We start from the raw sequence: 26,361 nt of genomic DNA, 5'->3' as shown, positions 1-26,361 counted from the left end.
CGAAAAATCTAGCCCACGTCCACCGATGCATACGATTCAACGGACGTCGATTCGCGCGACGCCTCGCGCGTCGGCACACGCGATTGTCCGCCGCCCGTTGCTTGCGCGACGAACTGCGACCACGCGACCTGCGCACACGGCCTAAGCGAGCGATTGCGGCGGCGCACGAGCATCGTCGTCACATTGACGACCGGATGCAGCACGCGCACCACGAGTGATCCGGAAGGCACAGGCCAATGGCAGGCGGCATCGTCCGCCTCGCTCGCCTGCGCGCCGTCGAGACACACGGGCAGTACGCCAACGCCGAGCCCGAGCTGCGCCATGCGCGCCACGCCGGCCACATGCGCGATCTCCTGCAACGGCCTCGCTTGTGCGCGCAGTCCGGCCAGCGCACGCGTCACGGCGCCCGTGCAACCGGCATCGCGATTGAGCGTGACAAGCGATTCGCCTGCGATATCGGCCCATTGGAGCGCGCCGCGCTGCGCGAGAGGATGGAACGGCGGCATGACGGCACACAGCGGCGTTGCCGCGAGCGGCTGCACGTCGAGATTGCCGCTAGCAAACGGCACGGTCTCGGCAATCACGCCGAAGTCCGCTTCCCCCTGCTCGACGGCCCGCACGACCGCGGTCTGCGGAAGATCCTGAAGCTGAAGCGTGAGCGCGGGAAAGGCGGCGGCGCAACGCGCCATGGCGGCGGGCACCCAGGTGGAGGAAAGCACAGGATTGCTTGCCACGAGCACGACGCCGCTATGCGACTGATGCGCTTCGCGACCCTCTGCGATCGCCATATCGATTTCGTCGAGCAGGCGGCCGATGCGACGCTCGAAGCCGCTGCCCGCGAGCGTGAGTTCGACGTGACGCGTGGTGCGGTCGAACAACTTCAGTTCGATGACCTCTTCGAGGTCACGCACGCAGCGGCTGACTGCCGACTGCGTGAGACCGAATTCTTGCGCGGCGCGCGTGAAGCTGCGCGACCGCGCGACCGCGACGAAGACCTTGAGCTGCTGAAGCGATACGTTCATCGCGGCCCTCGTTGCGACGTTTTATTCGCCGGTCTGGTTCGACAACTGCGAGAGACCCGACGGCGCGCTCTGCGAAAGGTCAGCCGTGCGTGCGTCGCTCTGCCGTTCGAGCAGGCGCTGGCGCATCGGCGCGAGGATAAATTTCGCGCTGATGCCCGCAGTGATCGTGATGACCGCCGCCGCGACGAACACGGCGCTCCAGCCGCCCCTGGCCGAGAGAATCGATGCCACCGGCACCAGCAGCGACGCCGTACCCTTCGCCGTGTACAGCGTGCCTGCGTTGGCGGACGCGAACTTGCTGCCGAACGTGTCTGCGCAGATTGCCGGGAAGATCGAGAAAATTTCGCCCCAGAAGAGGAAGATGAGCGCAGCGAACGTCATGAACGCGTACGGGTTCGTGCCGAACTGCATCATGCCGAGCAGCGCGAGACCTTCACCGCAGAACACGAAGAACATCGTATTTTCACGGCCGATCTTGTCGGAGATAAACCCGCACAGTGGGCGCGTGAAGCCGTTGCAGATGTTGTCGATCGAGAGCGTCAACGTGAGGAGCGGAAGCGTTGCGCCGAACACGGTCATCGGCATCTTTGCGAGGCCCCAGTCCTTCGCGATCGGGCCGATCTGGGCGGTCGCCATCAGACCGCCCGCGGCCACGGCCACGAACGCCGCATACATCAACCAGAAAACCGGCTGCTTGACCATCTGCCCCGGCGTGTAATCGACACGCGATACGAGACGCCGAGCCGCCACGGCCGTTGCGCGAGGCGCCGGCTTCACGAGCAGGAACGCGAGCAGGAGAATCGACACGCCCTGCAGAATGCCAAAGAAGAAGAACGCACTCTCGTAACCCGAACGCGTGATCATGTTCGCGATCGGAATGACGGTGACGGCTGCGCCCGCGCCGAAACCGGCGGCCGTGAGGCCTGCTGCGAGACCCCGGCGATCCGGGAACCACTTGAGCGCATTGCCAACGCAGGTGCCATACACACCGCCTGCGCCAATACCTGCGATCACAGCCGAGACATAGAGCGTTGTCAGCGACGTCGCATACGAGTTGAGGACCCACGCTAGCCCGGCGCAGACTGCACCGACCGCCACGACCGGACGCGGACCGAACTTGTCGACCAGCCAGCCCTCGACCGGCACGAGCCACGTTTCAGTCAGGATGAAGATTGAGAACGCCAGTTGAATCGACGCTTCGCCCCATCCGTGACGCGCATTCATCGGCGCGACGAACAGCGTCCACGCGTATTGCAGATTGGCGACGAGCGCCATGCACACCATACCGACGACCAGCTGGAACCAGCGATTGGTCCAGAACGGACCGACCTCGCTCTTTTGACTGATTGCACTCATCTCGCTTGTCTCCGCTATCTATTCACGAAAGCCAGCGGTATGCCAGCCTTCATAAATTTCAACTTATGGTTTTGAATTTCGCCCTTCTTCCACCTTCAACTTTGCTTACACAGACAATGCGGGAATCTGAATGAAAATTTACCAATTCATGACCACTCGAGATATTGCCGCTTGCCCTTAATCAGCTCGCTACACAAGGGTTTTTCAGTCCATTCTTGCCATGACATCCCCTCGTTTTCCCTACCCCGTCTCGTTTACCCGAAGGCCTCATGGCGGGCATTCGGACTCCTTTCATTGTCATGCTAGGGTCATTGCTGAATTACTAATAATTAAACTTTGTTATTATGTGGATTCACGTTCCTTTATGGATCGACCATGACAATGCGGAACGCCACGCTACGGCAGCTGAAGGTCTTTGAAACCGTGGCACGCCACCTCAGTTTTTCGCGCGCCGCCGAAGAGCTGCACCTCACCCAGCCAGCCGTTTCCACACAAGTCCGCCAGCTTGAAGATCACGCAGGACTGCCGCTTTTCGAGCAGCTCGGCAAGAAGATCTACCTCACACCCGCGGGCACGGAGATGCTTCACTACAGCCGCGCGATCATCCAGCAGTTCCACGAAGTCGACGAGGCGATGAGCCAGTTGAAGGGCGTCTCGGGCGGCAAGCTCAATGTCGCCGTGATCAGCGCGGGCGACTATTTCTTTCCGCGCCTGCTCGCCGAATTTACGCGCCGCTACAAGGGCGTTTCGCTCAATCTCGCGGTACACAACCGCGAACAATTGCTGCAACAACTCGCGACGAACCAGACCGATCTCGCGGTGATGGTGCGTCCGCCGCACGCCACCGACGCGATCAACGAGCCGTTTGCACCGCACCCGTACGTGATCGTGGCGGCGCCCTCGCACCCGCTCGCGAACAAGCGCGGCATCAAGCTCAGTACGCTCGCCAACGAGGCGTTCATCGTGCGCGAGCGCGGCTCGGACACGTGGAATTCGATGGAAGAAGGGTTCGCAGGCAAGATCACGAACCTGAAGATCGCCATGGAAATCAAGAGCACCGAGACGATCAAGCAGGCGGTGATCGCGGGCATGGGCATCGCCTTCCTCTCCGCACACACGGTCGGCCTTGAACTGCAGGTCGGTCACCTGACCGTGCTCGACGTCGAAGGCTTTCCGGTCATGCTCAACTGGTACGTCGTACACCGCAAAAACAAGCGTCTTCCGCCCGTCGCGCTCGCGTTCAAGCACTTCCTCATGGAGGAAGGCGCGCACCTCATCGAAAACATCACGCGCGTGACGGAAGCTAGCTTTCATAAGTAAGGTGCTATGGTTCGACCCGGATCCTTTAGACATAGCTGATCCTTCGTCCGTAACCGCACGAAACAGCCCTCTGTTGCCCGCTCGGGCAAATCTGCCGCGACAACCTTCGGGCCACCTTCCCCTGAATCCGCCGTTGTGCAGCGCCACGTCGTCTGCCGCTCATCGAGCGACGAGAGTCGCGCGGGCGTGGCGCCTCGATGACGTACCGCTTCAGTGCGGCCCCTGCCTGTGCCTCAGCGCGCGATGACGGCTGCGCCGGCGCCTCGGCAAGTCGCGTGATACGTGATGAACGGCGTGTACTGCCCCTTCCTCCGGCGCAGCACGCGCATAAAGACACTCCGGAGCGAACGAGCCGCTGCCGCACGCTTCGACCAGCAGGTCGTCGGGCACGCCGGCGAAGCTTGGCCGCAGCACACCTGTGCCTGTGGCAGGCCACCCTCCGCTCGCATGTCGCGCGAGGGCGAACCGCGCCATGCGCTGCGGCTGTGCACCGGACATGACACGCATGCCGAGCGCTGCACCCAGCACGCTCGCGCTGACGAGCATCGAGAGCGCTGATTCGTGCCCCGCAGATGCCGTCGCAAATCCGCAGCCAAGTGCGATGCCGAGCAGCAACGCGACGAAGTGAACCACGCGCTCGCTCGCCGTGAACGGATGGCGCGGCCCCACACGCACTGCGCCGCACAACGCAGTCACAGCGGCGCCCAGCAACAGTGCACCCAGTGCGACCGCTAGATAGAGGGCCACACGTTGTGCGAGCAACCCGGGTTCGGGCCGCGCGAGAAACCAGGCAAATCCGCCGCCAAGCGCCGCGAGGCCGCCGACACAGCCCGCCACGGCGGTAGTACGCACGCGCGCGCGCACATCGAGCAAGATGCCGGCCCACACGCCCGCGAAGGCGCCCACGACAACCGCCGCAGCAGCGCCGGCCGCATGAGCGACACTAGCTGCCAGCACACCGGGCGGCACGGTCAGCAGTAGTGCAAAACATATGGCCGAAGCGACACGGTATTCGCGCCGTGGCGACGTGCACCGCGCACAGCCCGGCTTCACCCGGGCGGGCGCAGCCGCGCGACGCGCCCACACCGGGGCGAGCGCCGCCAGTTGTGCGAGTGCACATGTCAGCCAGGCATAGAACAGACCGCCGCCCAACCAGACGATGTCGCCAGCCAGTTGCTCCCGCATCGTTCCTCCTCGCGTCCGGCGGATCACGCCGCGCGCGTTTTCAAGCTCGTCAGGCCGCCCCAACCACCGCGTCAGCCGCTTGCGTTTCGACTCGCGTCGCCGCGAGCGTGTTCGACAAGGTGCCGATTCCCTCGATCGTGATCTCGACCGTTGCGCCATCCCCGATCGACCCCACGCCAAGCGACGTGCCACAAGCGATCACATCGCCCGGTTCCAGCGTGAGGTCCTGCGAAATCAGGCTTACCTGCTGCGCGGGCGTGAACACCATATCGGCGATCGGATAGTTCTGGCGTTCGACGCCGTCGAGGCGCGTCACCACACGCGCGCTGTTCCAGTCGAAGCCCGAGACGATCGCCGGCCCCATACAGCAGAACGTATCGAAACCTTTTGCGCGACACCATTGCGGGAAGTGCGGATTCTCGGTGAGCACGCCGGCAGCGGTGACATCATTGACGATCGTGTAGCCGAAGATCGCAGCCTCCGCCTCCTCGACGCTCACGTTGCGGCAGCGCTTGCCGATGACGATGCCGAGCTCGCCTTCAAAAACGATTTTTCCCGCGTAGTGGGCAGGACGACGGATCGGCTCGCCCGATCCGATCACCGACTCCGCCGGCTTCAGCAGAAACAACGGATGCTCGGGCACCGGTTTCTCGAGCTTCGCGGCGAGCGCATGAAAGTTGTTCCATAGCGCAATTACCTTGCCCGGCGCGCATGGCGCGAGTGGTGTAAGCGTGCGCAGCGACAGCACCGCGCCGGTCGGCACGGGCTGATCGAGCCCTTCGTATTCGTGCAGATATCCGTTCTCGATGCGGCCGAACACGATGCTGCCGTCGTTCGCCATCAAGCGCATCCAGGTACTCATGTTTCGCTCCCTCAAAGACGCGCGCCATGGTGCGGCGCGCGGTCCTTCGTGTTCACTTTGCACGCGGGCGTCATGCGACTCGCACGCCCCGCGCTGCGTTCAGATCGCGCCGGCCGCGCGCAGCGAACGGATGTCGTCGCCCGAGTAGCCGAATTCGGCGAGCACTTCGTCCGTATGCTCGCCAAGCAACGGCGAGCGCGTGACTTCGGTGTGACTGTCCGAGAGCTTGATCGGATTGCCGACGGTCAGATACTTGCCGCGCACCGGATGCTCGACTTCGACGATCGTGCCGCTCGCGCGCAGCGAGTCATCCGATGCGATCTCCTTCATCGAGAGAATCGGACCGCACGGAATGTCGTAGCGATTGAGCACGGCCATCGCATCGAACTTCGTGCGATTCATCGTCCAGCGCTCGATCTCGTCGAAGATGTCCCTGAGGTGCGGCAGCCGCGCGTTGGGCGTCGCGTAGCGGGGATCGTCGATCCATTCCTCGCGGCCGATCAGCTTGCAGATGCGATCCCACACCGGCGCCTGGGCAATGAAGTAGATATAGGCGTTCGGATCGGTCTCCCAACCCTTGCACTTGAGAATCCAGCCCGGCTGTCCGCCGCCCGACGCGTTGCCGGCGCGCGGCACAGCGTCGCCGAAGGCTTCGTTCGGATACTGGGGATACTCCTTCATCACGCCGGTGCGATCGAGCCGCTGCTGGTCGCGCAACTTCACGCGGCACAGGTTGAGCACGCCGTCCTGCATCGCGGCGAGCACCTTTTGCCCGCGTCCCGTGTGCATGCGCTGATAGAGCGCCGTGACGATGCCGAGCGCGAGATGCAGGCCGGTGCCACTGTCACCGATCTGCGCGCCCGTGACGACGGGCGGTCCGTCGTCGAAGCCCGTGGTCGAAGCCGCGCCGCCGACGCATTGCGCGACGTTCTCATAGACCTTGCAGTCCTGATAGGGCCCCGGTCCGAAGCCCTTCACCGACGCGACGATCATGCGCGGATTCAGCTCCTGGATACGCTCCCAGCTGAAGCCCATCCGGTCGAGCGCGCCGGGCGCGAAATTCTCGACGAGGACATCGCAGTCGCGGATCATCCGTTCGAGCACCAGCTTGCCTTGCGGATTCTTGGTGTCGATCGTGACGGAACGCTTGTTGCCGTTGAGCATCGTGAAGTAGAGGCTGTCCGCGTCGGGGATGTCACGCAACTGCTCACGCGTGATATCGCCTGCGCCGGCGCGCTCCACCTTGATGACGTCGGCGCCGAACCATGCCAGCAGTTGCGTGCAGGTCGGACCCGACTGTACGTGCGTGAAATCGAGAATGCGCACGCCATCCAGTGCCTTGCCCATGTCATGTCTCCTTATTAGTCCTGGCCGGGCGAGTTATCGAAAATCGGTGTGGGCTGCTGTCGCGCCAACGTTCGCATGGGGTGGCGAAGGGCTGCGTCGGTTAGCAATACGGTATGTGATATATCACAAGGAGGCAAGGGGGTAGTTGTCCCCGGGGCAATGCCCGCGCAATCGCCTCGAAGGCATATCCAGTAAGGCTTTGCGGCGATTCGACATGAATTGCTGCGGTGCAGGGACGGGAAAACCCCGAGATTTGGGCGCACTTTCGCGCGATCGGCGGACGCTGGACTCAGCGCGCTGGTGGCGGCGAGGACGAAATCGGTGAAATCGGCGCGATTTGGGGGGCTAAATCGCGAAAAAACGTGCAGCGTCGCGCCATTTCAAAAATGTGGCAAAAACGACGGAATCGGTGAAATCCGCGCAAGTTTCGGGGCTAACTCGCGAAAAACCGTGTAGCACCGCTGCTATCTCAAAAATAGAAGGCGGGAATTGATGCGCATAAAGTCTCGCTCCGGCGGGGCGACGAGCAAGACGCCGTAAACGCGAAACGGGAGGCCCGGAGGTCTCCCGTTTCACGTTTACCGCATTGCGCGCGCGTGCGCCCTGCCGCTCAATCGAGGAAGTCGCAATGCTTCTCGACGTAGGCCGCAAGATCGAGCGAATGCTGACGCACGAGCGTCTCCGCCAGCTCCGTGTCGCGCTTTTCAAGCGCCTCGATGATGCGCAGATGGTCGACGATCGAACGCGACGCGCGATCGCTCTGCGAGATCGTCATGCGCCGGATCGCGCGCACATGGACGAAGATGTTCTTGATCGTGTCGAGAATCAACTGCGACTTCGAAAGCTCGACGATCGCCTGGTGAAACGCGATGTTGGCGTCCGAATACTCGGCGATATGCTCGGCGGGTGTGCTGTCGCGGAAATCGTCGAACATGTGGCGCAGCTTCGCGATGTCCTCGTCGGTGGCGTTGAGTGTCGCGAGGCGCGCGGCCATGCTTTCAAGCGCGGCCCACATCTGGATCATCTCCACGATCTCGCGCTTGTTCTTGCGCACGATGTAAATGCCGCGACGCGGCACCATGCGCAGAAAACCTTCCTGCTCGAGCAGCGTCATCGCCTCGCGCACCGGAGTTCGGCTCACGCCGAGCGTCTCGCTCAGCACGCGCTCGTCGAGACGGATCTCCTCGCGCGACTGGTAGATGTCGGCGTCCGCGATGGCCTGACGCAGCATCGCGTACGCCTGATCGCGCAGGCTCAGCGTCGCGTTGATCGGTTGCAGCGCGAGCTTGAGCGATGCGGAAGAAGAACTAGCGGTGACTTCAGTTTGAAGTTCTGACGACATTCATTACCTCTTTGCGGACCTGCGGACGATACGCCGGCTGTTTCACGACCGGTGCTTCGCCCAGACCGACAAACCGGCCATGTACTGCTGCCTGTTCGATGGCCGACTTCGGCAGCCATTTGGCGTAGATAGCAGTGGCGGCGGCACCTAACCCAACGACAGCGACGCTGAAGAGTGCAAGAGAGACGAGATCCATTTCAAGCTCCATATGATTGAGTCATCCAATGACTGAATCATATGCTGCGTCGCGACAAAAAGCAATATTTCGTATGTGATATATCAGATATCGTCGTTTCGCTGCAACACAGCCTCCATGGTCTTCGCCCGAAAGACACGCGGCAGGCCCCGTGCGGGCTGGACCTGCCGTTAAAACCGTCAATCCTGGATAGTACCCGACCCCGGCGGCAAACGGTCAGGGCCAGGTGTCACGGACGCCCGAAACTGGTCCACATGCCGGAATTCAAGCCGGGGACCCGCGTACTTTCCGCCGCTCGTCCAAACGACAACGCCGGGTGAACCGCTCCTGCGGGTCACCCGGCGTCGGGAAAAAGCGGACTGCTTCAGAACTTGTGACGCAACCCGAGGTTCACGATCGTCTGCGTATTCGTGCCCGCGTAGCCATACGAGCCGACCGACGCTTCCGCCGGTATCGCGCCACCCGCGCCGTCGCCAGTCTCGCCGCTGGCGTGCTGCCAGGCCGCCGTCATGTAGATGTCGGTGCGCTTCGACAGGTTGTAATCGGCGCCGATCGACACCTGGTGGTAGCTCGCCGACGTGTCGCCGGTCGCACGCGTAAAGCTGTAGCCGACGCCCAGCAACATCGACGGATTCAGCTGGTAGTTCAGGAAGCCCTGCCCCGTGTTGTACTTCTGCTTGTCGCGGAACACCGAACTGCCGTCTGGCGTGTATTGCGCGTTGCTGTAACCGAGGCCCATCGTGAACGCGCCAATCACGTATTGCCCCGCCACCCGCGCGATCGCGAGCGAGCGCGCCGTCTCGTAGCCGATGTTGATGGGGCCGTTGAAGGTGCCGTCCGATGTGCTCGTCCAGCCAGTCCGCGGAATGACGCCAGCCTGTGTGTTCGCCGTATAGAGGTACCCGCCCGCGAGGCTAAACGGTCCGGTGTTGTAGGCCACGGCCGCGGACCAGGTCTGTTCAGAGCCCGTCGAGCCGGCCACGCCGCCAAAAGCGTACAGCGCCACGACCTGAAGGCCGCTCCACACCGGCGATGTGTACTTGACCGCGTTGTTCACGCGGAAGCTGTTGTCGTAGTTGTCGACGTCGCCCGCGGTCGCGAAAGCGGAACCGAAGTAGTTATCCGCCGTGATCCCCTGAACCAGATCGATCAGCGGATCGTACTGACGGCCGAGCGTGACCGCGCCGTACTGATCGGACGTCAGTCCGACGAAGGCCTGACGGCCGAACATCCGGCCGCCCTGGCCGAGCCCGCCAGTCGATGGGTTGAAGCCGTTTTCCAACTGGAAGATTGCCTTGAGACCGCCGCCGAGATCCTCGGCGCCCTTCAGGCCCCAGCGCGAGCCCGAGAGATTGCCATTGGACGTATTGCCGAGCGACCACAGGCTGTTACTTCCGGCGGCATGGTTGACATAGGTGATGGAAGTGTCGATGGTGCCGTACAGCGTCACGCTCGACTGAGCGTGGGCCACGCCTGCGGCGCCGAGCGCCGCCAGTGAAAGGGAAGTCAAGGCGAATCGGTTCACATCATTCTCCTGGCTTGAGAAAACGTCACTTGACCAAATGAGACTAATCCTCCGGAGCGGCGAAGTAAAAAGGATTAAAAGTGCTGTCTCAATTTGTTAACAGCCACTCCCGCTTTTATTCTTATTTTTATTAATTAATTGAAGCCGGAAAATAAATAATCCGACCCCGTGATACGCCAGCAGCGCTTCGCTTCCTGGCTCCGGAAGCACTCGCCCGAATATCCGCCGCATGTATTCTGCAGACAGATCCCGATCCAAACGGAATGATCAGGAGAATACCGGCGACACAAATCACATACTGAAATTAGTGTTTTTTTATTTGCAAACATATGTTTATAATCGCGCCCACTCGAATTAGATCCAGCTTATCGGAAGCCAAATTGCTCCGGCACCCATTCGCCATATTTTTCCCTTGCGTGGTCAACCACATCGATGTCTGGAACGTTTGCTGAGTTTTACCAGTCCTTTACCAAACGTTTACGTTCCGCTGCACGGTGTGTCGCAAGATCATGAGACCGCCACGAAACGCCATAAATGAAGGGAGATGCCGTTCCCCGGGGAAGCCCGGTGCGCAAAACGGCGGCATCGAAGAATTTCGGACCGGTCCATGTCTCTCTCGCAACCCTCTCGCGTGATGCGTGCTATCGCCGCACTGCGGCGTCGCGCGACCGCCTTTCGCCTGAAGCGTTTTGTCGCTCCGGCCCTGGCGCTCGGCATCTGCGCGTTGCTGCTCCTGGTGTTCCAGCACATCTCGCAGTCAGTCGACTACCGATCGGTGATCCGCCACCTGTGGCATCTGGCCCCGGAAGAGTGGCTGGGCGCCATGGCCGCCACGGCCCTGAGCTTCGCCGCGCTCGTCGGGCGTGACGCCGTCGGGTTGCGCTATCTCGGCGTGCGCGTCTCGCGCGGCGCGCTCTGGGTCGGCGCAATCGCCGGTTCGGCGCTCGGCAACGTCACCGGATTTGGCGCACTGACCGGCGGTGCCGTGCGTTGCCGCGTCTATGGCAGCGCCGGTGTCACCCCCGCCCAGGTCGGCCGCATGACCGTGTTCACGAGCGTCACGCTCGCGCTCGCCCTCGCGCTGATGACGGCACTCGGCATGGTCTGCGCCGCGGACACGCTCGCCGGTGTGCTGCACACCGCGCCGGACGCCCTGCGCTGGATCGGTGGCGCGCTCCTCGTATGCGGCGCCGTGATGATCGCTGCGTGCCCCGCGAAGTCGCGGGAGATCGTGCCGTTCGGCCGCGCCTGGCTGCGCTTTGCCGTGCCCGCACGGCGCGACCTCGTTGCGCAGTTGCTGCTCGCCGCGCTCGACGTCGTAGGCGCCGGGCTCGCGCTCTGGGCGCTGATGCCGCGCGCGCACATCGGTTTCCCCGAATTCCTGACCGTCTATTCCGCGGCGATGCTGCTCGGCCTGATCGGGCATACGCCGGGCGGCATCGGCGTGTTCGAAGCGGCAATGGTCTTCGCACTGGGCTCGGACGTGCCGGCCTCGAAGGTCCTCGGCGCACTGCTCGCCTATCGCGCGATTTACTTCGGTGCACCGCTCGCGCTCTCAGCTGCGCTGCTCGCCGTCTTCGAAGGCCGTGCGCTCGCCACGCCGCTCGGCGCGAAGCTAGCCCGCCGCGGCGCCGACGGCGTTTCCCAGCTCGCCCCCCTCTTTCTTGCGATCGTGACGTTCGTGACCGGCAGCATGCTGGTGATCTCGGGCGCGACGCCCGCGTTCGCACGCCGCATCGCTGTGCTGCAAACCATCGTGCCGCTCTGGGTGCTCGAAAGCTCGCAACTGCTCGGCAGCCTGCTCGGCGTGGGGCTGCTGTTCGTCGCGCGCGGGCTGCTGCGCCGACTCGACGCCGCGTGGTGGCTCGCACTGATGATCGCCTGCGCGAGCCTCGTGCTCTCGTTCGCGAAGGGACTTGCGTTTGTCGAAGCTGGCGTGCTCTGCGCGCTGATCGTGCTCCTCTTCGCCACGCGGCACCGTTTCAACCGGCATTCGTCGCTGTTCGCCGAGCGCTTCACCCCGGGCTGGCTCGCGTCGGTCGGCTGCGTGATTGCGCTCGCCGTGTGGGTCCTGCTGTTCGCGTTCCGCGACGTGCAGTACTCGCACAATCTATGGTGGCAGTTCGCATTCGACGAACGCGCCCCGCGCGCACTGCGTGCGACGCTCGGCGCCGGCATGCTCGCCGCAGCACTCGCACTGTGGCAACTGATGCGTCCGGCGAAGGGCCGCTTCGTGATGCCGCCGAGCGAAGATCTCGCGGAAGCGGCGCGCATCGTGCGCGCGCAGGAACGCAGCGACGCAGGCCTCGCGCTGATGGGCGACAAGAGCTTCCTGTTCTCGGAAAAGCGCAACGCGTTCCTGATGTTTGCGAAACGCGGCCGCACATGGGCCGCGCTGCACGATCCCGTCGGCCCGCGAGAAGAATGGCCCGCGCTCGTGCGCCAGTTCGTCACGCTCGCGCATGCACACGGCGGCCGCGCGGCGTTCTACCAGGTCCGCGCCGACGCGCTGCCGCTCTATCTCGACGCCGGCCTCACGCTGATGAAACTCGGCGAAGAAGCGCGCGTGATGCTCAAGGACTTCGATCTCAAGGGCCCGCAGCGCGCGCATCTGCGTTATGCGCTCAAGCGCGGCGAACGCGACGGCTTGACGATCGAACACATCGACAGCACGCAGATTAGCGCGCATCTGCCGGTGCTGCGCGCGATCTCCGACGCCTGGCTCGACAGTCGCGACGCGCGTGAGAAGAGCTTCTCGGTGGCAGCCTTCGACGATGACTATCTCGCGGCGCAGTCGGTGCTGCTCGTGCGCCAGAACGACGAGCCGATCGCGTTCGTCACGTTCATGACGACCGACCTCAACACCGAGGCGACAGTCGGCGTGATGCGCCATCTGCCGGACACGTCGCCGTATGCGATGGAGTATCTGTTCACGCAGCTCGCGCTCCAGCTGAAGGCCGCAGGCTACGAGGCGCTGTCGCTCGGCATGGCGCCGCTCTCGGGCATGGGGCCGACGCCGCTTGCCTCGCCTTGGCACCGCCTCGCCGGACTGATCTGGCGTTTCGGCGGCAAGTTCTACAACTTCCGGGGGCTGCGCGGCTTCAAGAACAAGTTCGCGCCGCGCTGGGAACCGCGCTATCTGGCCGCTTCCGGCTCGATCAGCGTGTTCATTACACTCGCCGATCTTTCCTTGCTGGCTGGAGGCCGGCGTTCATGACGATTCGATTTTCAACGCTGCCGCGCGTCATCGCGGCCGGCGCTGCCCTGCTCGCGTCCTTCGCGTGCGTCCCGGCGCACGCTACGATCAACACGGCTGGGTCGACCGTGACCCACGTGAGCGGCGGCCGTTACGGCGACGTCGCACTCACGAAGCCCGCAGGCTCGATGCGCGGTTTCGCCGTGCTGTTCTCGGCAGGCGAACACTGGACCGACAACGACCAGGCGCGCGCCAACGCCCTCGCCAAGCACGGCGCGATGGTGGTGGGCGTGGACACGTCGAAATACGCGGCGAACCTCGCAGCCGTGAAAACGGAGACCTGCCACAAGCTCTATAGCGACGCCGAAGCGATTGGCCATCAACTGGAGCGCCAACAGGAATCGAGCCAGTATTTCGCGCCGATCGCAATCGGCACCGGCCAGGGCGCGCTGATCGCCGCCCGCATGCTCTCGCAGGCGCCGGCGAACACGCTCGCGGGCGCGGTGTCGCTCGATCCCACGGCGCAGCTCGACGCGCGCTTCGCGCCATGTGCCGCCGATCCGAAGCTGAGCCGCGGCACGGGCCTGCCGGGCTTCTTCGAGCAAGGCGTGACGCGCGGCGCAACAGGCGCACCGGTGGCCGCAGGCGCTTCTTCGATTCCGCACGCTTTTGCGTCAAACATCACGGACGCCGACAAGCTCGTCGCGCTGACCACGCCGCATCTGCGCGTGCTGCCGGAAAACGAAGAGGACATCTCCGACCTGCCGCTCGTCGAACTGCCCGCGGCGCATCCGACTGACATGCTCGCGATCGTGATCTCCGGCGACGGCGGCTGGCGCGACCTCGACAAGTCGGTCGCGGAGGCGCTGCAGAAAGACGGCATCTCCGTGGTGGGCTGGGATTCCCTGCGCTACTTCTGGAGCGAGAAGCCGCCCACGCAGACGAGCCACGACCTCGCGCGCGTGATCAAAACGTACGGCGCACGCTGGCACGCGAAGCACATCGCACTGGTGGGTTATTCGTTCGGTGCCGACGTGATGCCGTTCGCGTATAACCGCCTGCCGGACGCGTTGCGCACGAAAGTGTCGTACATGTCGCTGCTGGGCTTCGCCCCGGACGCCGACTTCCAGATTCGCGTGACCGGATGGCTCGGGATGCCAGCGAGCGACAAGGCCCTCCCCGTGAAGCCGGAAATCGCGAAGGTACCCGCGTCGATCGTGCAGTGCGTCTACGGCGTGGAAGAAAAGGAAACGCTGTGCCCGGCACTCGCGAACACCGGGATCGACGTGGTCAAGACGACCGGCAATCACCACTTCGACGGCGATTACACCGGGCTTGCCGCGAAAATCATCGCTGGCTGGAAGAAGGAAATCGCGGCGCGCAGCTAACAGGCAGGGGCTTCAGGGCGAGGCACGTGTCGCGCCCTGCGAAGAAATCCGCACCGGTTAATCCTGTTTACCCGGCGCGGGGAACGTCTGCGGCTGGCTTGAGGCTATGAAGCTGGCCATGAAGCCGATTTTGAAACTGGCTTCGACGCCGCCAGCAAAGCATCAAATATCGAAGTACAGATAAAACTCCCATGGATGCGGCCGCAGCCTGATGGGATCGAGCTCACGCGTGCGCTTGTATTCGAGCCACGTGTCGATCACGTCTTCCGTAAACACATCGCCTTTACGCAGGAATTCGTTGTCGGCTTCGAGCGCGTTCAATGATTCTTCGAGCGAACCCGGCACCTGGCGAACGTTCTTCGCCAGCTCCGGCGGCAGGTCGTAGATGTTGACGTCGAGCGGATCGCCCGGGTCCATTTTGTTTTCGATGCCGTCGAGGCCGGCCATCAGCATCGCCGAAAACGCGAGGTAGGCATTGGCCGACGGGTCCGGACAACGGAACTCGACGCGCCGCGCGCCCGGTGAATCGGAGTACATCGGAATGCGCGCGGCAGCCGAGCGGTTGCGTTGCGACATCGCAAGATTCACCGGTGCTTCGTAGCCAGGCACAAGCCGCTTGTACGAATTCGTGGTCGGTGCACAGAACGCCATCAGCGCCGGCGCGTGCTTCAGCAGGCCGCCTATGTACCAGCGGCAAAGGTTCGACGTGAGCGCCCAGCCGTGCGCGTCGTAGAACAGGTTCTCGCTGTTTTTCCACAGGCTTTGGTGGCAGTGCATGCCGCTCGCGTTGTCGGTGAAAAGCGGCTTCGGCATGAAGGTCGCCACCTTGCCGTGCTGGCGCGCCACGTTCTTGCAGATGTATTTGTAGATCATCACGTTGTCGGCCATCCGCTTGAGCGTCGAAAAGCGCATGTCGATTTCGTTCTGTCCCGCGGTCGCCACCTCGTGGTGATGCACCTCCACCTGCACACCGGCCTGCTGCAGCATCAGCACGATCTCCGAGCGGATGTCCTGCAGCGTGTCATGCGGCGGCACCGGAAAATAGCCTTCCTTGTAGCGCGGCTTGTAGCCGAGGTTGCCGCCGCCATACGCACCTTCATCGGCACCGGAATTCCAGTCCCCTTCGGCCGATTCGACGTAGTAGTAGCCGCTATGCGAATCCTGACCGAAGCGGATCGAATCGAAAATAAAGAATTCAAGCTCGGGCCCGAAGTAGCACGTCGTTGCGATGCCGGTCTGGCGCAGATAGTCTTCGGCCTTCTTCGCAACGTATCGCGGATCGCGCGAATACGGTTGATGCAGCACCGGATCGACCACGTCGCAGATCAATGAGAGCGTGGGTATCTCGCTTGCGGGGTCGATGAACGCGGTAGTCGGATCCGGCTTGAGCAACATGTCGGATTCCTGAATTTCCTGAAAACCGCGAATCGAAGAGCCGTCGAAACCGATTCCATCTTCAAACAAGCCTTCGTGCACTTCGGGAAGGGTGATGGAAAAGTGCTGCCATAGACCCGGCAAATCGGTGAACTTGAGATCGACGATCTGGATCGCGTGTTCGCGTAGCAGCTCGATGATATGTTGCGGCGTTTCGGGACGCGCAACGCGATAGCTGCCGGCGTCGACGGATACCTGGAATGCCGATGCACCTTGTGGACTGGACATGGGGATTCTCCCGTCTTAACTACTGATCGTGTGAAAGCGCCTGTAGACGTGCATCGCCCGCGTCTTTCGCTGCACGTTGCGTAGAGTACGTCTCATCGGATACCAACGAGCGCCGCACTTCGCGCGCGGTGAAGTCGACAAGCGTAATAACCCATACCCAGCCGCCGATCCGCTCGGCCGTTTGCACGAATGCGTGCACGTCGCCTTTATCGTTAGCGTTCATCTGACCTCCACAAGAAAGATCATACGAAGCATCGCCCGTACCCGCCGACGAGGTAACAGGAATCATGCCGTTGACAGGCCGCCGATCAGGGCAGCTTGCTGATGAGCGAGCCGAATTCGCTCCTGTTGAAAGCGCGCATGGTTTGCGTGCGGACATTGCCTGCGGAACCGAGCGCGAGCCCGAAGGCAGTCAGGGACTCGTCGTCCTTCGCTTCAAGAATGATCGTGAGATCGTACTGGCCCAACGTCCAGTAGATGTCTTTCACTTCGCAACCGAATGCCTTGCCCATTTCTGCCGTCTGGTCAGCCCGTTGCGGACTGTTCTTGACGGTGCGGATACCTTGATCCGTGAATTGTGCGAGCACTACATACGTTCCCATGACGCTCCTCCTTTTCAAATCGATTTGTCGGGATACGCGCAAGGTGCGGCGCCATCGCGGGTCGGACCCGCGCGCCATTTCATTCTAGGCAATGCGAACAGACATACCACTCGCTCACTACGGATTTGCGAGCAATAAACGTGCAATCCGCGCAACGCGGACAAACGCCGTCCACCACATCCTGATCGCTTCAGGACCCACCTTGCCCTGGTGCACCACAGCCGTGCGAAACGGTGCAATGTGCACCGCGCGCGAGCACAGTGCACAGCTCCAACGGACCCTGGTACGACAAGTTTGTGAACCTGTATTCGCGGCGTTAAAAGCGCGATCGCGACCATTGCCGCAGATGCGAAGATCGGCAGCACGAAAGTCACCGCGGCAGACGAATCACTACTGGCGTGGCGTGCGCGAAGTGATACAGGTCATTGCCCGGAACAGGCGTCGCAATCGCTGGATGCGCGCAAGCGCCATGCCGGGAATTGTCCCGGCGGGCTTGCAGCGAAAATCGACACTGTGTGAATGAAGTGAATCGCAGTGCGGCCGTCACCTGCGGCCGACGAGATACTGCACGCCGTTCGGGCCATAGCGCTCGGCATGGCGTTCATTGGCGCGCAGATGAAACACGTCGCCGACGCCATAGAGTCGCTCTTCGCCGCCGACGCGGATATGGATCTCGCCGTCAAGGACCAGCGCCTTCGCTTCGAATGTGTGGGCGTGCTCGTTGAGTTCACCCGCCTCGCGGGTAACGACGATGGGTTCTGGAAAGCCTTCCTCTGCCAGTTTGCGGATGAATGCGTCGCGTTGCATTACGTAGTCCTCCCCGGGCGGTGTCATCGCCCGGTCCGAGGAAGTCTGCCACGACGGCAAAAATGCTGCACGCCATCACCTGGCCCGCGCATTCCACAGAGGAAAAGAAAAACGCCGGCTTCAGCCGGCGTTTTTTTAAACCGCAGCGCCATGTGCACTTACGCCAGCGCAGCGGCCGCCTTTGCATCTTCATCCTGCTCCGCCGACGAGCGGATCAGGTATTCGAACGCACCGAGCGAGGCCTTCGCGCCTTCACCCACGGCGATCACGATCTGCTTGAACGGCACGGTCGTCACATCGCCCGCGGCGAACACGCCCGGCACCGACGTCTGGCCCTTCGCATCGATTTCGATCTCGCCATGCTTCGACAGCGCCACCGTGCCCTTGAGCCATTCCGTGTTCGGCACGAGGCCGATTTGCACGAACACACCTTCCAGCTCGACGTGATGCTTCTCGCCCGACGTGCGATCGAGATACGCGAGACCGTTGACCTTCTGGCCGTCGCCGGAAATTTCGGTGGTCTGGGCATTCACGTGAATCGTGACGTTCGGCAGGCTGCGCAGCTTGCGTTGCAGGACTTCGTCCGCACGCAGTTGCGCGCCGAATTCGAGCAGCGTCACGTGGCTCACGATGCCCGCGAGGTCGATCGCGGCCTCGACGCCCGAGTTACCACCACCGATCACCGCGACGCGTTTGCCCTTGAAGAGCGGGCCGTCACAGTGCGGGCAATACGCCACGCCCTTGTTGCGGTATTCCTGCTCGCCCGGGACATCGACGTTGCGCCAGCGTGCGCCGGTCGCCAGCACTACGCTCTTCGCGCGCAGCGTCGCGCCGCTCGCCGTGCGGATTTCGATCGCCTTGTCACCCGGCACGAGTGCAACGGCCCGCTGCAGATTCATGATGTCGACGTCATAGGCGCGCACGTGCTGCTCGAGCGCCGCTGCGAACTTAGGCCCTTCCGTTTCCTGCACCGACACGAAGTTCTCGATCGCCATCGTGTCGAGCACCTGGCCGCCGAAGCGTTCGGCGAGCACGCCGGTGCGAATGCCCTTGCGCGCTGCGTAGATCGCAGCCGCGGCGCCAGCGGGCCCGCCGCCGACGATGAGCATGTCGAAAATCTCTTTCTCGTTCAGCTTCCCGGCGGCACGCGCCGAGGCGCCGGTGTCGATTTTCGCGAGAATCTCTTCGACACCCATGCGGCCCTGGCCGAACACTTCGCCATTCAGGTAGATGGTCGGCACGGCCATGATCTGGCGCTTCTCGACTTCGTCCTGGAACAGCGCGCCGTCGATCGTGACGATCTTCACGTTCGGATTCAGCGTAGCCATCGCGTTGATCGACTGCACGACTTCCGGGCAGTTCTGGCACGACAGCGACATATACACTTCAAACGAGAACTCGCCATCGAGGCCGCGTACCTGTTCGATCACTTCGTTTTCGAGCTTGACGGGATGGCCGCCGACCTGCAGCAGTGCAAGGACGAGCGACGTGAATTCATGGCCCATCGGGATGCCCGCGAACGTCACCTTGACGTCCGAGTTCGCGCGCTTCAATTCGAACGAAGGCACACGCGCGTCGCCGGCTGCGGCGCCACGGCGTTCTTCGTAGCTGATGCGATCGCTAAGCGGAGCGATGTCCTGCAAGAGCGAGCGCAGTTCCTGCGACTTCTCGCCGTCGTCCAGATACGCAACGATCTCAATCGACTGCGTGATCTTTTCCAGATAGTTCTTGAGTTGAGTCTTGAGATTGTCGTCGAGCATGGCGTTTTCCGGCTAGAGATGAAGCGGGGGGATGCTTGATAGGGCTACCGGGCCGCAAGCCGCGAGGGCGCGGCCCGGTGATAACGCAACTGACGCGGCCGCGATGGCCGCTTCAGCTTTACTGCGGGTGCAACGCTTAGATCTTGCCGACCAGGTCGAGCGACGGCTTCAGCGTTTCTGCGCCCGGCGTCCACTTGGCGGGGCAGACTTCACCCGGGTGCGACGCGACGTATTGAGCGGCTTGCACCTTGCGGAGCAGTTCCTTCGCGTCACGGCCGATGCCGTTGTCGTGGATTTCGCACAGCTTGATTTCGCCTTGCGGGTTGATCACGAACGTGCCGCGCAGTGCGAGGCCTTCTTCTTCGATCATCACGTCGAAGTTACGCGTGATCGCGCCGGTCGGGTCGCCGACGAGCGGGTACTTGATCTTGGCGATCGTGTCCGACGTGTCGTGCCATGCCTTGTGCGTGAAGTGCGTGTCGGTCGAGACGCCGTAGATTTCGACGCCGAGCTTCTGGAATTCAGCGTACTGGTCGGCCAGGTCGCCCAGTTCGGTCGGGCACACGAACGTGAAGTCGGCCGGGTAGAACACGACGACGGACCACTTGCCCTTGAAATTTTCTTCCGAAACCGGAACGAACTTGCCGTTGTGGAAAGCGGTAGCCTTGAACGGCTTGACTTGCGTGTTGATGAGAGACATGCAGTGTTTCCTTGCTCTGGTGTGGAAAAGGTATGGACGAAATTTACGGGAATCGCGTCCGCTTGAAAAATTGTTTGCTTTGATCGCGGGTATTGTCTGTCGCTATCGGGCCCCATAGTGACCCGCGAAGCCCTGTGGGCGCACGCGAGAGCGGGACCGCGCAACCATCGCGGGCGCAGAGCATACAACGAAACTGCGACACTACGCCTCATTTACCCATCTCTTAATAAGGTGTTGCGATGCAAACCGTGCCGGGACGGGTGCGTGTCGCTATTGCGCGGCACCGCTGCGACCGGCGCAAACATTGAATGTGATGCGAGATCTTGCGAGCAGTTCCGCTTGCCTGAATCAGGCCAGTGCGAAATCAACACGTGCGGACGATATGGCGGCGTCGCAAGGGCTGCCGCGTCAGAGTGCGCCTCCGCGCACGGTCGCCGCACGCGCGGTGAGGCGCTCGCGCAGAAATTGCGTGAAAGCGCGAATCGTCACGGAAGCCTCGCGATGTCGCGGATACACGGCATGCAGCGCGCTGGGTGGCGGCATGTACGGCGTGAGCACTTCGACCAGCAGCCCCGCATCGACCGAACCCGCAACGATGAAGTCCGGCAGATACGCAATGCCGAGTCCTGCGACGGCCGCGTCGCGCAGCACTTCACCGTTGTTTGAACGCAGCGGGCCCTGCACGTCGAACGGCTTTCTCGCTCCATCGACGATGAATTCCCACGACGCACGTCCTTGCTGTCCATAAGGCAAGCAGGCGTGCTGAGCGAGGTCGGCGGGCGTGGCGAGCCCCTGACGCCGGCGCCGGTAGCCGGGACTGCAGCACGCGATCATGCGTACGTCGATGAGCTTCTGCGCGATGAGCGTCGAATCCTGCAGGCGCCCGATGCGCAACGCCATGTCGAAGCCCTCGCCGATCACATCGACGGTGCGGTCGCTCAAATCCATCTCGAAGCGGACATCCGGATGCGCGCGCAGAAATTCGGCAACGAGCACCGAAAGATGCGACATGCCGAACGACATCGGCGCGCTCACTTTCAGGAGCCCGCGCGGCTCGGTGCGGCGTGCGGACATGGCCCGCTCGGCGTCGCCCACGTCCGCGAGAATGCGCTTCGCGCGTTCGACGAAATCCTGCCCGAGATCCGTGACAGTCAGATTGCGCGTGTTGCGCACGAGCAGCCGCACGCCGAGGCTCGCCTCCAGCGCCGCCACGCGCCGGCTCACGAACTGCTTTGAGAGCCGCAGCCGGTTGGCCGCCGCCGTGAAATTGCCCGCCTCCACGGTGGCCACGAAGATCCGCATGTCGTCCAGTTGCATGGCAATTGTCCACCGTTATGTGACAGTGAGTCAGATTTTACATCGATTACAGTCATCCGGATTGACCTAAACTGCTGTTCATCCAACCGGACAACTTCACTGGAGGGCGACATGATTGAACTTCGCAAGGCAGACCAACGCGGTCGTGGCGAACACGGCTGGCTCAGCTCGCGTCACACGTTTTCTTTCGCGAACTACTACGATCCGGCGCAGATCGGCTTCTCTGACCTGCTCGTCATCAACGACGACCGTGTCAGCCCGGGACGCGGCTTCGGCAAGCATCCGCACCGTGACATGGAAATCTTCTCGTACGTGCTGGAAGGCGCGCTCGAGCACAAGGATTCGATGGGCACGGGTTCGGTGATCGTTCCCGGCGATGTTCAGTTGATGAGCGCGGGCACGGGCGTCACGCACAGCGAGTTCAACCACTCGACGACCGAGCCGGTGCACTTCCTGCAGATCTGGATCGCGCCGTCGGTGAAGAACGCGCAACCGCGCTATGACCAGAAGAACATTCCCGAAGCCCAAAAGCGCGGCAAGCTGCGCCTCGTGCTCTCGCCGGACGGCGCCGGAGACTCGCTCGTGCTGCGTCAGGACACGCGCGTCTATGCCGGCCTCTTCGATGGCGCCGAGACCGCGAAGCTCGACGTCGACGCGAACCGCTATGTCTATGTGCACGTCGCACGCGGCGGCGTGAGCGTGAATGGCGTGACTTTGGGCGAAGGCGACGGTGCGCGTATCCGCAACGAACGCGAACTGACCTTCAGCAACGGCGAAGACGCCGAAGTGCTGGTCTTCGACCTTCGCAACATAGAAGTTTCGGAACTCTGGTCGTAACGCGCCAGATTGCCTACTCTGTATGAGAGGCCCACGTGGGCCTCTCATACGGGCAGCGCATATTCAACAAACGCAGCAAAAACACTTCAAACGACATCAACAAATCGGAGAAAAACATGCGATACAACCTGTTCGGCCCGGGTAGCGACTCTGTCCTGCTTGTCTCGCGCATTCTGCTCGCCGCGCTGTTCGTGCTGTTCGGCTGGACCAAACTCACCGGCTTTTCGGGCACGGTGGATTACATGGCGCACGTCGGCGCACCGGTGCCCATGGTGTCGGCGATCATCGCGGTCGTCATGGAATTCGTGGTGGGGATCCTGATCGTCGTCGGCTTCTATACACGACCGCTCGCCGTGCTGCTCGCACTCTATACCGTCGGCACCGCAATCATCGGACATCACTTCTGGAACCAGACCGGCACCGAACAGATGATGAACATGATCAACTTCTACAAGAACGTCAGCATCGCGGGCGGCCTGCTGGCGCTCGCCGTGGCCGGTCCCGGACGCTTTTCGATCGACCGGAAGTAAGCGAATCGCGAGCGCAACGGCTCGCCATCGACCAGGCGCGATGCGATAAACGCATCGCGCTTTTTTCGTTGCTGTTGCACTGCGGCAGCCGGGCTGATCAGTCCACCCATCTGGCGCGGCCTTAATCCGCCACCCGCCTTGATCCGTATGTCTCAAGTCACGCCGCGTCTGCGCTACCATTTCCTGCTACGTCACACGCCAGACAAAACAAAGATGGGAGGCACACCATGTCCACGGCCACACCAGACGCCACCCCCGGCTTCTTCAATCGCCACCTGAAGGACCTCCTCGCCGGCTGCGCAATCGCCGGCCTGCTGCTGCCCGAAGCCGTTGCCTATGCCAATATCGGCAACGTCCCGCCCCAGGCCGGTATCATCGCGCTGCTCGTCGGCCTCGTGCTCTATGGCGTGATCGGCAACAGCCGTTTTGCCGTTGTATCGTCGACATCCTCGTCGGCCGCCGTGCTCGCCGCCGTCACGCTCTCCGCGTCGGGCGGCGACCCTGCCACGCGGCTCTTGATCGGCGCGGGCATCGTCATCATGACCGGCCTGTTCTTCCTCGCCGCGAGCGCCGCGCGCCTCGGCAACATGTCCGACTTCATCGCCAAGCCCGTTCTGCGCGGCTTCACGTTCGGGCTCGCCATCACCATCGTCCTCAAGCAGGTCGGTCTCGCGCTGCAGGTGAGCCCCGCGCACTCGGACGCACCGCGTTATCTGTGGGGGCTGCTGCAGGCGTCGAGCCATTGGCACATCTATGGCGGCGTGCTCGCCATCGTCGCGCTCGTCATTCTCAGTGTGCTCAAGCGCTGGCCGCGCATGCCTGCAACGCTCATCGTCATCGTGCTCGCCATCGGGCTCGGCTATGCCGTAAATCTCTCGCAATACGGCATCGCACAGGTGGGTCACATCGACCTCGCTCACGTCGGCATCCGCCCACCCGATCTCGATCGCGCCCAATGGCTGCGCTGCGGCGAACTGGCCTTCGCGATGATGCTCATCACCTACGCCGAATCGTATGGCTCGATACGTGGCTTCGCCTTGAAGCACGACGACCCGTTCTCGCCGAACCGCGATCTCGCCGCGCTCGGTGCGAGTAATCTGTTCTCCGGGCTGCTTGGCGGCATGCCGGTGGGCGCGGGCTATTCGGCGACCTCGGCCAACGAGGCAGCGGGCGCCCAGTCGCGCGTGTCCGCATGGGGCGCTGCCGTCGTCATCGCGTTGATGGTCGCGCTCCTGCTGCCGCAGATCGCACTCATTCCGGAGCCCGTGCTCGCGGCCATCGTGATACACGCGGTGGGCCATACGATCGACCCTCGCATTTTCGCGCCTTACCTGAAGTGGCGGCGGGACCGCTTTCTCGTGCTCGGCGCCTGCCTCGCCGTGCTCCTGCTCGGCGTGCTGGATGGCTTGCTGCTCGCCATCGCCGTGAGCCTGCTCTGGACGCTGCGCAATCTCTCCGAGCCCGTCGTCAGCGTACTGGGACGGCTCGGCGACACCCACGATTACGTCGATACCCGCAGCCACCAGGACGCCCAGCCGGTGCCGGGCATGCTGATCGTGCGGCCCGAAGCACCGCTCTTTTTCGCCAACGTCGAGCGCGTGCTCGCGTATCTGCGTACGCTCGCGGCGTCGCAGGGCGACACCGTGCGATACACGATCATCAGCCTCGAAGAATCGGGCGACATCGACGGATCGTCGATCGAGGCGCTGCAGACCTACGCCGCCGAGATGGCACGCGACGGCCGGCGACTTGTTCTAGCGCGTCTGAAGCCACGCGCGCTGCGCGTGCTCACGCGCGCGACGACCGAGGCGCTACCGCCCGAAGCGTTGCACGAACTTAGCGTGGACGTCTGCGTGCGCTCGCTGCTCGACGCACAGAAACCGACGCAATGATCCGGCGACCCCTGCCCCGTTTCCGTAAATTTGATCAAATTTACTTTCTCCTCTCTCCCGTGCGATGATTTGATCAAATCGTGACGCGCGCCGCTGACACGCGGCGCACGTCCGGAAAATGCACACAGGAGACGCCCCATGCAAACCCGTCAAGGCGTGAACTGGGACCGCGCGCAGCGCGTTCTCGCACGTGAACGCGAAGCCTTCATTGCGGCGCGCCCGAAATCGCAATCGCTTTCGGAGCGCGCCGCACAGCATCTGTTGTTCGGCGTGCCGCTGCACTGGATGAACGACTGGTCGACGCCGTTTTCGCTCTACGTCGAAGCGGCACGCGGCGCGACTTTCACCGACGCCGACGGCCACCGCTACGCGGACTTCTGCCTCGGCGACACGGGCGCGATGTTCGGCCACGCGCCGGAGCCCGTCGCACGCGCTATCGCGGCGCAGGCACAGCGCGGCTTCACGACGATGCTGCCGGGCGAGGACGCCGCGGTGGTGGCCGAAGCGCTCGCTGACCGCTTCGGCCTGCCGTACTGGCAGTTCGCGATGACCGCCAGCGACGCGAACCGCTTCGCACTGCGCTGGGCGCGCGCCGCGACGGGACGCAAACAGATCGTCGTGTTCAACGGCTGCTATCACGGCACGGTGGACGACGTGTTCGTCGATCTCATCGACGGCGTACCGACGCAACGCGCGAGCCTGCTCGGCCAGGTACACGACCTGTTACCGTACACGCGCGTGGTGGAGTTCAACGATCTCGACGCGCTGGAAAAGGCGCTCGCCGATGGCGAAGTCGCGTGCGTGCTGGCCGAGCCAGCGATGACCAACGTCGGCATGGTGCTGCCCGAACCTGGCTTCTGGCGCGACGCGCAAGCGCTCATGCGCCGCTACGGCACGCTGCTCGCCATCGACGAGACGCACACGATCAGCAGCGGCCCGCGCGGCTACGCGCGCGAGCACGGCATCGAACCCGATCTGTTCGTGCTCGGCAAGCCCGTCGGCGGCGGTGTCCCTTGCGCGGTCTACGGCTTTTCCGCTGATTTCGCCGCGCGCGCGCAGCAGGCGAAGCACGACGCGCCGCCTGGACATTCGGGCATCGGCACGACGCTCACGGCAAACATGCTCTCGATGAGTGCGATGCGCGCAACGCTGACCGAAGTGATGACCGTTTCCGCGTACCAACACATGTTCGCGCTGGCGCAACGGCTCGCCGATGGCCTTGCCGCGACGATCGCACGACACGACCTGCCGTGGTGCGTGACGCGCGTGGGCGCTCGCACCGAGTTCCAGTTCTGCGCTGCTCCGCCGCGTAATGGCACCGAAGCGCGCGCCGTGATGGACGACGAACTCGAACACATCGTGCATCTGTATCTGTTGAACCGCGGCGTGCTGATTACGCCGTTCCACAACATGATGCTCGTGTGCCCCGACACCACGGCCGCCGACGTGGACCGTCTGCTCGAAGCATTCGAGGCATGCGTGACGGAACTGAAATGAGCCCCGCTACGCCGGACA

The 26,361-nt window shown here is 63.0% G+C and carries 22 protein-coding genes; 7 read left to right on the top strand and 15 right to left on the bottom strand.

Annotated elements, in window-relative coordinates; translation table 11 throughout:
• Positions 1–8 precede the first annotated feature (8 nt).
• Both L0U80_RS15960 and oxlT read right to left on the bottom strand, forming a co-directional pair.
• Positions 9–1,022 (bottom strand): LysR family transcriptional regulator, encoded by a 1,014-nt coding sequence (locus tag L0U80_RS15960; RefSeq protein ID WP_233866458.1) that lies wholly within the window; start codon positions 1,020–1,022, stop codon positions 9–11.
• Between the two features lie 21 nt (positions 1,023–1,043).
• A complete protein-coding gene (oxlT, locus tag L0U80_RS15955) occupies positions 1,044–2,378 on the bottom strand; it encodes an oxalate/formate MFS antiporter (RefSeq protein WP_233866455.1) in 1,335 nt (444 codons plus the stop codon).
• A gap of 375 nt (positions 2,379–2,753) precedes the next feature.
• Between oxlT and L0U80_RS15950 the strand changes: the two genes are divergently transcribed.
• Positions 2,754–3,698: a LysR family transcriptional regulator gene (locus L0U80_RS15950; RefSeq protein WP_233866452.1), complete on the top strand. Its 945-nt coding sequence runs from the start codon at positions 2,754–2,756 to the stop codon at positions 3,696–3,698.
• 210 nt (positions 3,699–3,908) lie between these two features.
• Here L0U80_RS15950 and L0U80_RS15945 read toward each other — a convergent pair whose 3' ends face one another.
• From L0U80_RS15945 to L0U80_RS15920, 6 genes are all read right to left on the bottom strand, one after another.
• Positions 3,909–4,883, bottom strand: coding sequence for a hypothetical protein (locus tag L0U80_RS15945; RefSeq protein WP_233866449.1), 975 nt, complete (start codon positions 4,881–4,883; stop codon positions 3,909–3,911).
• 49 nt (positions 4,884–4,932) lie between these two features.
• Positions 4,933–5,745 carry a fumarylacetoacetate hydrolase family protein gene (locus L0U80_RS15940; RefSeq protein ID WP_233866445.1) on the bottom strand — a complete coding sequence of 271 codons (813 nt, stop codon included), beginning with the start codon at positions 5,743–5,745 and terminating at the stop codon, positions 4,933–4,935.
• Between the two features lie 99 nt (positions 5,746–5,844).
• Complete coding sequence (frc, locus tag L0U80_RS15935; RefSeq protein ID WP_233866442.1) at positions 5,845–7,092, bottom strand: formyl-CoA transferase; 1,248 nt, start codon at positions 7,090–7,092, stop codon at positions 5,845–5,847.
• A 610-nt stretch (positions 7,093–7,702) separates the two neighbouring features.
• Positions 7,703–8,434 (bottom strand): GntR family transcriptional regulator, encoded by a 732-nt coding sequence (locus tag L0U80_RS15930; RefSeq protein ID WP_233866438.1) that lies wholly within the window; start codon positions 8,432–8,434, stop codon positions 7,703–7,705.
• Positions 8,412–8,630 carry a hypothetical protein gene (locus tag L0U80_RS15925; RefSeq protein ID WP_233866435.1) on the bottom strand — a complete coding sequence of 73 codons (219 nt, stop codon included), beginning with the start codon at positions 8,628–8,630 and terminating at the stop codon, positions 8,412–8,414. Before L0U80_RS15925 ends, L0U80_RS15930 begins: the two co-directional genes overlap by 23 nt.
• A gap of 364 nt (positions 8,631–8,994) precedes the next feature.
• Complete coding sequence (locus L0U80_RS15920; protein WP_233866433.1) at positions 8,995–10,155, bottom strand: porin; 1,161 nt, start codon at positions 10,153–10,155, stop codon at positions 8,995–8,997.
• A gap of 634 nt (positions 10,156–10,789) precedes the next feature.
• Between L0U80_RS15920 and mprF the strand changes: the two genes are divergently transcribed.
• Together mprF and L0U80_RS15910 are read left to right on the top strand one after the other, a co-directional pair.
• The gene (mprF, locus tag L0U80_RS15915; protein WP_233871353.1) at positions 10,790–13,372 is read left to right on the top strand and encodes a bifunctional lysylphosphatidylglycerol flippase/synthetase MprF; all 2,583 of its coding nucleotides are present in this window, start codon (positions 10,790–10,792) and stop codon (positions 13,370–13,372) included.
• The gene (locus tag L0U80_RS15910) at positions 13,369–14,739 is read left to right on the top strand and encodes a virulence factor family protein (protein WP_233866431.1); all 1,371 of its coding nucleotides are present in this window, start codon (positions 13,369–13,371) and stop codon (positions 14,737–14,739) included. Before mprF ends, L0U80_RS15910 begins: the two co-directional genes overlap by 4 nt.
• A 162-nt stretch (positions 14,740–14,901) precedes the next feature.
• Here L0U80_RS15910 and glnA read toward each other — a convergent pair whose 3' ends face one another.
• The 7 genes from glnA to L0U80_RS15875 form a co-directional block, all read right to left on the bottom strand.
• A complete protein-coding gene (glnA, locus tag L0U80_RS15905) occupies positions 14,902–16,401 on the bottom strand; it encodes a type I glutamate--ammonia ligase (protein WP_233866429.1) in 1,500 nt (499 codons plus the stop codon).
• Positions 16,402–16,420: 19 nt separating this feature from the next.
• Positions 16,421–16,624 (bottom strand): hypothetical protein, encoded by a 204-nt coding sequence (locus L0U80_RS15900; protein WP_233866417.1) that lies wholly within the window; start codon positions 16,622–16,624, stop codon positions 16,421–16,423.
• 85 nt (positions 16,625–16,709) lie between these two features.
• Entirely contained in the window at positions 16,710–17,003 is a 294-nt protein-coding gene (locus L0U80_RS15895; protein ID WP_233866414.1) for a GYD domain-containing protein, read from the bottom strand.
• Positions 17,004–17,546: 543 nt separating this feature from the next.
• Complete coding sequence (locus L0U80_RS15890) at positions 17,547–17,810, bottom strand: cupin domain-containing protein (protein ID WP_233866411.1); 264 nt, start codon at positions 17,808–17,810, stop codon at positions 17,547–17,549.
• Positions 17,811–17,968: 158 nt separating this feature from the next.
• Entirely contained in the window at positions 17,969–19,570 is a 1,602-nt protein-coding gene (gene ahpF / locus L0U80_RS15885; protein ID WP_233866408.1) for an alkyl hydroperoxide reductase subunit F, read from the bottom strand.
• Between the two features lie 136 nt (positions 19,571–19,706).
• Complete coding sequence (gene ahpC / locus L0U80_RS15880; protein ID WP_233866405.1) at positions 19,707–20,270, bottom strand: alkyl hydroperoxide reductase subunit C; 564 nt, start codon at positions 20,268–20,270, stop codon at positions 19,707–19,709.
• 408 nt (positions 20,271–20,678) lie between these two features.
• Positions 20,679–21,587, bottom strand: a complete 909-nt coding sequence (locus L0U80_RS15875; RefSeq protein WP_233866402.1) for a LysR family transcriptional regulator — start codon at positions 21,585–21,587, stop codon at positions 20,679–20,681.
• A gap of 111 nt (positions 21,588–21,698) precedes the next feature.
• On the opposite strand from L0U80_RS15875, the gene L0U80_RS15870 reads away from it, so the two are divergent.
• The 4 genes from L0U80_RS15870 to L0U80_RS15855 all read left to right on the top strand — a co-directional run bounded on the left by L0U80_RS15870 (position 21,699) and on the right by L0U80_RS15855 (position 26,343).
• Positions 21,699–22,424, top strand: a complete 726-nt coding sequence (locus L0U80_RS15870; RefSeq protein WP_233866399.1) for a pirin family protein — start codon at positions 21,699–21,701, stop codon at positions 22,422–22,424.
• Positions 22,425–22,540: 116 nt separating this feature from the next.
• The gene (locus L0U80_RS15865; protein WP_233866396.1) at positions 22,541–22,954 is read left to right on the top strand and encodes a DoxX family protein; all 414 of its coding nucleotides are present in this window, start codon (positions 22,541–22,543) and stop codon (positions 22,952–22,954) included.
• Positions 22,955–23,181: 227 nt separating this feature from the next.
• Positions 23,182–24,846: a SulP family inorganic anion transporter gene (locus tag L0U80_RS15860; RefSeq protein ID WP_233866393.1), complete on the top strand. Its 1,665-nt coding sequence runs from the start codon at positions 23,182–23,184 to the stop codon at positions 24,844–24,846.
• 138 nt (positions 24,847–24,984) lie between these two features.
• Positions 24,985–26,343, top strand: a complete 1,359-nt coding sequence (locus L0U80_RS15855) for an aspartate aminotransferase family protein (RefSeq protein ID WP_233866390.1) — start codon at positions 24,985–24,987, stop codon at positions 26,341–26,343.
• Positions 26,344–26,361 lie beyond the last annotated feature (18 nt).

This window comes from Paraburkholderia adhaesiva, assembly GCF_021390575.1.
Lineage (GTDB): Bacteria > Pseudomonadota > Gammaproteobacteria > Burkholderiales > Burkholderiaceae > Paraburkholderia > Paraburkholderia adhaesiva.
The sequence above is the reverse complement of the archived record's forward strand: the minus strand, read 5'-3'. Positions and strand labels throughout refer to the sequence as shown.